The 7,679-nt window shown below is 39.4% G+C and carries 4 protein-coding genes and 5 pseudogenes; 7 read left to right on the top strand and 2 right to left on the bottom strand.

All coding sequences use genetic code 11. From position 1 onward, the window contains the following. The 7 genes and pseudogenes from HMPREF9969_RS12325 to HMPREF9969_RS00030 form a co-directional block, all read left to right on the top strand. Positions 1-165 (top strand): annotated as a pseudogene (locus HMPREF9969_RS12325) (site-specific recombinase); the annotation flags it as partial. After that, positions 162-577 (top strand): annotated as a pseudogene (locus HMPREF9969_RS00050) (hypothetical protein). The pseudogenes HMPREF9969_RS12325 and HMPREF9969_RS00050, both read left to right, overlap by 4 nt. Positions 578-1,228: 651 nt before the next feature. After that, positions 1,229-2,917: a hypothetical protein gene (locus HMPREF9969_RS00045; protein ID WP_009433835.1), complete on the top strand. Its 1,689-nt coding sequence runs from the start codon at positions 1,229-1,231 to the stop codon at positions 2,915-2,917. 2 nt (positions 2,918-2,919) lie between these two features. After that, positions 2,920-3,846, top strand: a complete 927-nt coding sequence (locus HMPREF9969_RS00040) for a hypothetical protein (RefSeq protein ID WP_232212626.1) — start codon at positions 2,920-2,922, stop codon at positions 3,844-3,846. 12 nt (positions 3,847-3,858) lie between these two features. Then, a complete protein-coding gene (locus HMPREF9969_RS00035; protein WP_009433834.1) occupies positions 3,859-6,351 on the top strand; it encodes an Hsp70 family protein in 2,493 nt (830 codons plus the stop codon). Between the two features lie 3 nt (positions 6,352-6,354). Beyond that, positions 6,355-6,615 (top strand): hypothetical protein, encoded by a 261-nt coding sequence (locus HMPREF9969_RS12725; RefSeq protein ID WP_156787923.1) that lies wholly within the window; start codon positions 6,355-6,357, stop codon positions 6,613-6,615. Positions 6,616-6,626: 11 nt separating this feature from the next. Next, positions 6,627-7,229 (top strand): annotated as a pseudogene (locus tag HMPREF9969_RS00030) (serine/threonine protein kinase); the annotation flags it as partial. Between the two features lie 32 nt (positions 7,230-7,261). On the opposite strand, the pseudogene HMPREF9969_RS13085 reads toward HMPREF9969_RS00030, so the two are convergent. After that, positions 7,262-7,453: pseudogene (locus HMPREF9969_RS13085) on the bottom strand (hypothetical protein). A 12-nt stretch (positions 7,454-7,465) separates the two neighbouring features. Continuing rightward, positions 7,466-7,679: pseudogene (locus tag HMPREF9969_RS00025) on the bottom strand (IS1380 family transposase); the annotation flags it as partial.

Below are 7,679 nucleotides of genomic sequence, written 5' to 3'. Positions count from 1 at the left end.
TCCATATCAAGCACGCAGATTTATGCGCAGGTAACGGACAACAAGATTTCGGAGGATATGGACAGGCTTATTGCCAAACAATCGGCAAAAGATAAAGAAACTATGGAGAGAGAGGCTTTTGAACTTTTGGATACATCAATCTGTAAAATGGAAGAAACGGCATGAATACGAACTATAAACAAAGGACAATGACTAGCACGGAGAATCATCGTAGCTATTTTGATTGGGGCTGCAATATGCAGGTCATTCGCAAGGGAAACGGAGGGATAGCCATGACAGAGAGTGAACTTGTGAGGTTCTTCGGTGTAACGTGGGGCAAACTTAACCATAGACTTCAAACGATAATAAAATCCTCCAACCTACATCTCGATGAGAGGGTTGCAGGTGAGGAAGATATTTATGCAAACGAACAACTAAAAGGTTATGCTCCGCTCTATCCGCTTCCTGTCATCATTGCCCTGTCTTTTCAGTGGACTGCACAGAAGCACATTTGTTCCGAAAGTATATTTGTCAGAAATTGCAGAAACCAGCATTCGTGATAACACTAATATTCCTGATAGGTAACGCGGATAACTGATAATTAGTATTGATTTCCTTTTTCTTTCACCGATTATATCTTACTACATAACTACACTAAGTGGTAAAGCGGTGAAAGAGAAAAGAATTGTAATGTAGTCATTACTTAGTATTTCTTGCAACTACGAAATGACTACATACAACTTTTCCACTCTTTGTGGCAATCAACACATGTTTAAATAAGATTTCCTATGCAGTTATTTTCAGGAAATACCCGAAATATAAACGATCAAATAGGTAAATTACAATAGTAAGTATTTTTTTATCAATTAAATAAAAAAATATAAAATACTTTTCGTATCTTTGTTGCGTATTACCCATACCGAAAGCCCCAATGGGCAAAGGTGGGGTATACATACATATTGATAAAAGGCGTTTTTGTACGCTTTGGTTTTGACGAATTGGAATCTCGCAAATTCATCGACAAGTCAAGAACAAAGCAACAAAGAACGCTTCATGGGGTGTATTATATACGTTCTCAATGTCTTCAATCGATTTTTCGGTTGTTGTTAAGAGGGCATACTATATATTTACACTGGCGTGGGGCTTTCGGCGTTGCTCGTTTCGATTTGTCGGGCAATGCGAGAGCCTCAATTCGTGAAGCGAGTGACAGAACTGGCTCCACGCTTTTTTATATGTATAGATTACGAGGATGAATTTCGTCAACAAAGGGAGTCTGTTGGCTGTGTTTGTGAGCGAAATTAGAATGAATGTTTTAAAGAACAATCCTTACCGACTACTCGGAGTTTACACTAATTCTCCGACCAAAGAACGACTGGCTAATCACAATCGGATGAAAGCATTTCTGAAAGTAGGCAAGTCTGTATCTTTTTCCTTAGATTTACCCCAATACCTACAACCTATCAATAGGACTGATACTTTGGTAGCCGATGCTGATGCTAAACTCGCATTACCCAAAGACCAAATGTTCTATGCGCTGTTTTGGTTTATCAAGGCAACTCCATTAGACGATATAGCTTTTAATCACCTCATAGCAGGCGAACGCAGCAAGGCGGAAGAAATTTGGCAAAAGAAAGAAACTCTTTCATCGCTACAAAACCGCATTGTATGCGCCTTGATGTGCGATGACTACAAACAAGCCCTATCGTGCACAGAGACATTGTATGCCAATATGGAATATGTCAATCAATTTGTGTCAGCAGTGATTGGCACCGGTGGAAATGTAGATGTAACAGACCTACCTTTCACATTCCTTGATGCTCTATGTGAAGAAATTGATGTACAGAAAATACTTCCGCATATCGAAAATAGTATCTGGAAAAAACATATTAGTGGGAAGGCTATCAATCCATTAATCGACACCATACAAAATGCTATTGCCATTGCGAAGAAATCAAGAGGAAAAGGTTCTCAGGCAAGGTTGGAAGCAGGCGAAGTACTTATGAAAAGTACAAAAGCCACTTTGCAGCAGTTAATGAGTCTTCTACCCAAAACGGACTTGCAATACCAGATGATTGCAGACAAGCTGGGACTTGAAATTTTGCAATGTGGTATTGACTATTACAATGAATCTGATGATGCTGATGCTGCCCACAAAGCCATGAAGCTACAGAAATATGCTCTGAAGATTGTAGTCGGGCAGATGGCAAAAGACAGATGCAAGGAGAATGTTGATATTCTTCAAAAGATTATAGACAACTTGCCACCATCTGAGGTGTATTCAGAGGATAGGGCTATTCACGAGGAATTGCGTAAGTACTGTTTACTCCCTGACAAAATTTGTCATGCTGTAACTTTGCTTAATAATACCAGACCACATTTACAAGCTATTAAACGTAAACTCGGCGTATCAAATGGTTATTACCTCAAAATATCCTCACAGGTAGTAGGGAATGCTCTCAGTAATGCTATAGCAGAGGTAAATGCTAGTAATAATAATGACATTCTGAAGAGTGCATGGGAGTTAACTCTTTTTATGGACACGTTTGATTTAGAAGTTTCGTTTAAAGAAAAAACATATAAAAAGAACCGAGAAATACTGAAACAAATGTGTGAAGAAAGAGGGCTGATTCATCGATTTTCTTCTAAGAGAGCATCATATTGGCAAGCTGTACTATTCCTTCATATTATTTGTGTAATCATAGGTTATTATATTGCAGATGAAAGTGGATATTTTGATAAAACTATATTTTACTGGAGTATAGGTATAGGGGCTATATCTTGGATATATATATTAATAGACAAAGGGGAAGATACAGAAAGTTATGGGGGCTGGCTGGCTAGTTCCGGATGTTGGGGAATAATAATTTTATTTCCCCTATGTATTGGTTATTGGATATATAAAGGAATAAGGTTTTTATTAGATGTTGTCAAATCATAACTATGAATAAAATATTTACAATAATCCTGCTTGTTACCATGGGTTGCCTGCTAACGAGTGCGAAGTTGGCGAATGATGCCGATAAAATTAAAGTTTTAGAAGATAAGTTCACTCTCTTGCAGAACAAGCAAGGTAATGTGGAAAATCATTTGAATAGGCTGGTAGACAAGCAAAGAAATGGCGAGCATAAAATCCAATCGCTTAGCAATGCGAATACCAGACTAACAAAGGTGATTGATAGTTTGCAGAATGCGTGCAAACAATTAGCCAACACCCAAGCAGCCGACCGAAAAAATATCAGTGGGGAAATCAATAAGACCAACAGCAATGTTCAGACGAACCAAGATATGCTACGATGCCGAACGCTTTGGATAGGCATCATGGCTGTAGCGTTGCTTATTTTTATAATAGGTGTGGCATACCAGCTTACTAAGCGCATCAAGTTGGGTAACACCTCTATCGATGAAGTACGCAAAGCACAAGAAGCCTTACAGTTGGCACAGACAAAGATGCAAGAAGAGTCTGTGAAACTGGATGATAAACTGCTGGAAATGTTTGACAAGCAAATATCCGCAACGCCAAAGGTTGTCGGAACTGATAAGCCTGACCATTCGCTTGCCTTGAAGGTGGCAGACGAAATTGTCAGAATAGAACTCAATATGTCACGTATGGACTCTTCAATAAAGGGATACAAGCAATTGGCAAAAGCCGTGGAACGCATCAAAGATAACTTTAAAGCCAATGGCTATGAAATCATCGATATGTTAGGGAAACCATACAACGAGGGCATGAAAGTAACTGCCAACTTTGTTGTTGATGAAGAATTAGAAGAAGGAAAGCAAATCATTACAGGCATTACCAAACCGCAAATCAACTACAATGGGCAAATGATACAAGCTGCTCAGATAACCGTAAGTCAAAACATCTAAGATATTAACATCATGGCAAGAAACAAAATTGATTATGGCATAGATCTCGGAACAACCAATTCCGCCATCAGCCGCATGGAAAAAGGAGAACCAATTGTAATAAAGACTGACGTATTAAAAGACACTATGCCTTCCTGCATTTCTGTAAACAAGAAAGGCTCTATAAAGGCTGGCGATAGTGCCTACAATACGATGAAGCAAGATAAACGCCGTGCTACAAAGTCGTGGCATAAGGGAGCCTCCAATACATATGTGGAGTTTAAACGCACAATGGCGACAGATACAAAATATTCATGTACTAATTTGAATAAAGATTTCTCATCAGAGGAACTATCGGCAGAGGTACTGAAAACTTTAAAGTCATTCGTTACGGATGAAACATTTGGTTCTGTTGTCATTACCGTGCCAGCAAAGTTCACGGTGAACCAAAAAACTGCAACAATGGAAGCCGCGAAGCTGGCAGGCTTCAAACATTGTGAGCTACTTCAGGAGCCTATTGCAGCAGCTATGGCATATGGTGTTACTGCAGAGGAAAAGCATGGACTTTGGATGGTCTTCGACTTTGGAGGCGGAACTTTTGATGCTGCCTTGTTGAAAGTAGAAGATGGAATCATGCAAGTTTTTGACACTGAGGGAGACAATTATCTTGGCGGTAAGAACCTTGATTATGCTATTGTGGATAACTTGCTTATACCGTATCTTCAGAAAAATTATGCAGTAGATAGTTACTTGCAAGATCCAGAAAAAAAGGAGGTACTTCGCGATGCTATGAAAACATACGCAGAAGATGCAAAAAATCAACTTTCATTTAAAGATCATGAGGATATTATTTCCAATCTTGGCGATCTCGGAGAAGATGAGGAAGGAGAAGAAATAGAACTTGACTTAACCTTAACTCAGGCACAGGTCTTTGATGTAATGCACCCTTACTTCCAAAAAGCAGTAGACATCTGCAAGAACCTTGTAAAGCGCAATAACATTGACGGATCACAAATCAGCAAACTTATTCTTGTGGGTGGTCCAACACATAGCCCTCTCATCCGACAGATGCTGAAAGAACAAGTTACGCCTAATGTTGATACAAGTATCGACCCTATGACTGCTGTTGCAACAGGAGCGGCACTCTATGCTTCTACAATGGATGCGGAGATTACGGACGAGGACATTCAAGTGGGAACTATCAAACTCGATGTGAATTATGAATCTACAACTGTTGAAATGACAGAGTATATACCAGTTCGTTTGACTGCCGACTCACCTTTGAGCAAAGTTTTCGTTGAGCTTGTTAGAGGAGATAAGGCATGGTCAAGTGGAAAAGTGGAAATTGATTCAAATGGTGATGTGCTGGAAGTAAATCTATTAGAAGGAAAAGCTAACTCGTTCAATGTTTTCTGTTATGATGATAAAGGAAATACCCTCCCTTGCTTTCCTTCAGAAATTACCATTATTCAAGGTTCTGTAGTTGGAGCTGCACCATTGCCCTATAATATTGGTATTGCCACATGGAATGAAGACAAAAGACGTGGTGTATTCCGTATGGCAAAGGGATTGGAGAAGAACAAGCCATTGCCTGCCACTGGTGTGGTAAATGATTTGAAAACTTCGAACCAACTTCGTCCTGGTTTAGAGAGTGATATGCTAACCATTCCAATTTACCAAGTAGATGACTTTACCGAAGCTGAAGGCAAGTCTGCATCACTCTATGAACATGTAGCAGATGTTGTTATCACTGGCGATGATGTTGATACACTCATTACGGAGAATAGTTTGGTGGATGTAACACTTAAAGTCGATTCTTCCGAACAAATGAAACTTGAAGTTCATTTCTTGTCTACAGATACTACTGTAGAAAAAGAGCTTGATACAAGCAAGAAGCATACCATGCTTGATGCCAGTACAGAAATAAAGAAAGGATTTACAGAAGCAGAGGACAGCCTTAAAACCTTGTCTGATAGTGGAATCAATGTAGACAGCTTGAAGGAAGAACTTGCTTCTATCCGTACAGACAATGAAAACACAACAGAGAAGAAAGAGGTATTAAATCATCTACGAGAGTTACTTAGAAAGATTGAGCAACTTGATGCAAATACAGAATGGCAGCGTGTGGAGCAAGAGTTACGTGAAGAGTTCGACAGGCTTGAAAAGGCACAGAACGATCTGGGAAATGATAACTCTGCACAATTGGTTAATCAACTCCGCACCCAGACAGATGAGACTATACGTGCAAAGAACGTACAAGTTGGTCGTGAACTATTAGAACAAATCAATAGACTATTCTTCCAACTTACCATGGTTTACCAGTGCATGGGACTTATTCGGTCTTGCAACGATCGCTTTGGCACTATACGCTGGAAAGACTCGTCGCGTGCCCGCCAACTTGTAAATCGTGGAATGGAGCAAATTAGTAACAACCCTACAACAGAGGGATTGCAGCAGATTGCAGCAGAATTGATTGAACTTATGCCGCAAGATGAGGCAGCGAATGCAGGTGGATTATTGAAATAGAATATGATAAGAATTTTATTATTTTGCATCATTTCTTATTTTGCCGGTTGGCTGCTTTGCGACATCAATCCAGACAAGTATTATACGTGGTATTCTGGTATTTGGCATGGACTTTTCTTCATTCCGAACTTGATACGCAGTTGGCTTGGGGATGCTATCTATAAAGCGAATGAATATAGTACAGCGTATAATATTTTCTGGTGGATTTTTACAGTTTGGAGTTGTCTTGGCTTTCTGTTTGGAGGTAACAAACGACATCATTAACTTCAGTCATTATGCATTTCAAAAAGAACGATAAAATAGGGACATATGTAGTAGTGTTTCCGCATAAGCAAGGTTCTTATGCGGAAACCTATCGCGTGAAAGATGCAAATGGTAAGACTCGTTTTTTGAAACTCATCAATTATTCCAAACTCCATCATCAGCAAATAGATGATAATGGACAAATAACGGAAGTTGAGATTGCCAAGCAATTGACTCATCATAACCTTTGTCAGTATGTTGATTCAGGTAATATGATGATAGGCGGTCATCAATATGCTTGGCTTGTAACGGAGTTTGTAAGTGGTGAGACTTTATCTGAGCGCATCATCCGTGATAGCAATCTCAGTGTATATGAGATAAAGACGATTGCAAGGGCTGTCTTGTTTGCTTTATCGTATCTACACTCACAGCAGGTCCCCATCATTCACAATGAAGTAACAATACAAAACATTTTGCTGAATCTCGCTGGTGATTTGAAAGACTTGAAGTTGATAGATTTTGGACATACTCGATACTTGGGACAAGCGATAAGTAAGCCAAACTTGGATGAATTGAATCCATTTTATCTCGCACCTGAACGATTCTCCGGCGTATACTCTGTACAAACTGATTTATATTCAGTAGGAGTTATGATGTACCATTTACTTTATGGCAGGTTACCCTGGTTTATTGATATTTCCCTCAAATCCGCAACTAAGCCCTTGAAGGTTCTTATTGCGTTTACACGTCCTCTCATTACTGAATTTGCAGATAATTTGAACTTGAAGCACCCACTTCTGCCTACAATATCCCCTTACCCCACAATGTGACTTGAGGCAATACACAATATCATTCCCATAAGTTGTAGGCACTATCCAAAATCAGTCTGGAAAACATCTGCGTAAGCATAATTACAGGTATAGATATTCAGCACATACCGCCTTGATGTCTTGATCCACTTGGCTGGTACAGAGATAAACCTGAAGACAAACGCTTTTATGCGACTTGTTACATTGAGTCCGAACTTCTTTACGTCAAGTCTTTGAATAATGGCCTTGTAAAAGTTACGGATAAGTGCTGTAAGA

It is taken from the genome of Prevotella sp. oral taxon 306 str. F0472 (genome assembly GCF_000257925.1).
Taxonomy (GTDB): Bacteria; Bacteroidota; Bacteroidia; order Bacteroidales; family Bacteroidaceae; genus Prevotella; species Prevotella vespertina.
Note: the sequence above shows the minus strand (reverse complement) of the source record. Positions and strands in the feature narration are given on the sequence as shown.

Coding starts and splice junctions, on each gene's coding strand:
- HMPREF9969_RS12725 (WP_156787923.1), top strand. CDS start 6,355: ATGATAAGAATTTTATTATTTTGCATCATTTCTTATTTTGCCGGTTGG.
- HMPREF9969_RS00040 (WP_232212626.1), top strand. CDS start 2,920: ATGAATAAAATATTTACAATAATCCTGCTTGTTACCATGGGTTGCCTG.
- HMPREF9969_RS00035 (WP_009433834.1), top strand. CDS start 3,859: ATGGCAAGAAACAAAATTGATTATGGCATAGATCTCGGAACAACCAAT.
- HMPREF9969_RS00045 (WP_009433835.1), top strand. CDS start 1,229: ATGAATTTCGTCAACAAAGGGAGTCTGTTGGCTGTGTTTGTGAGCGAA.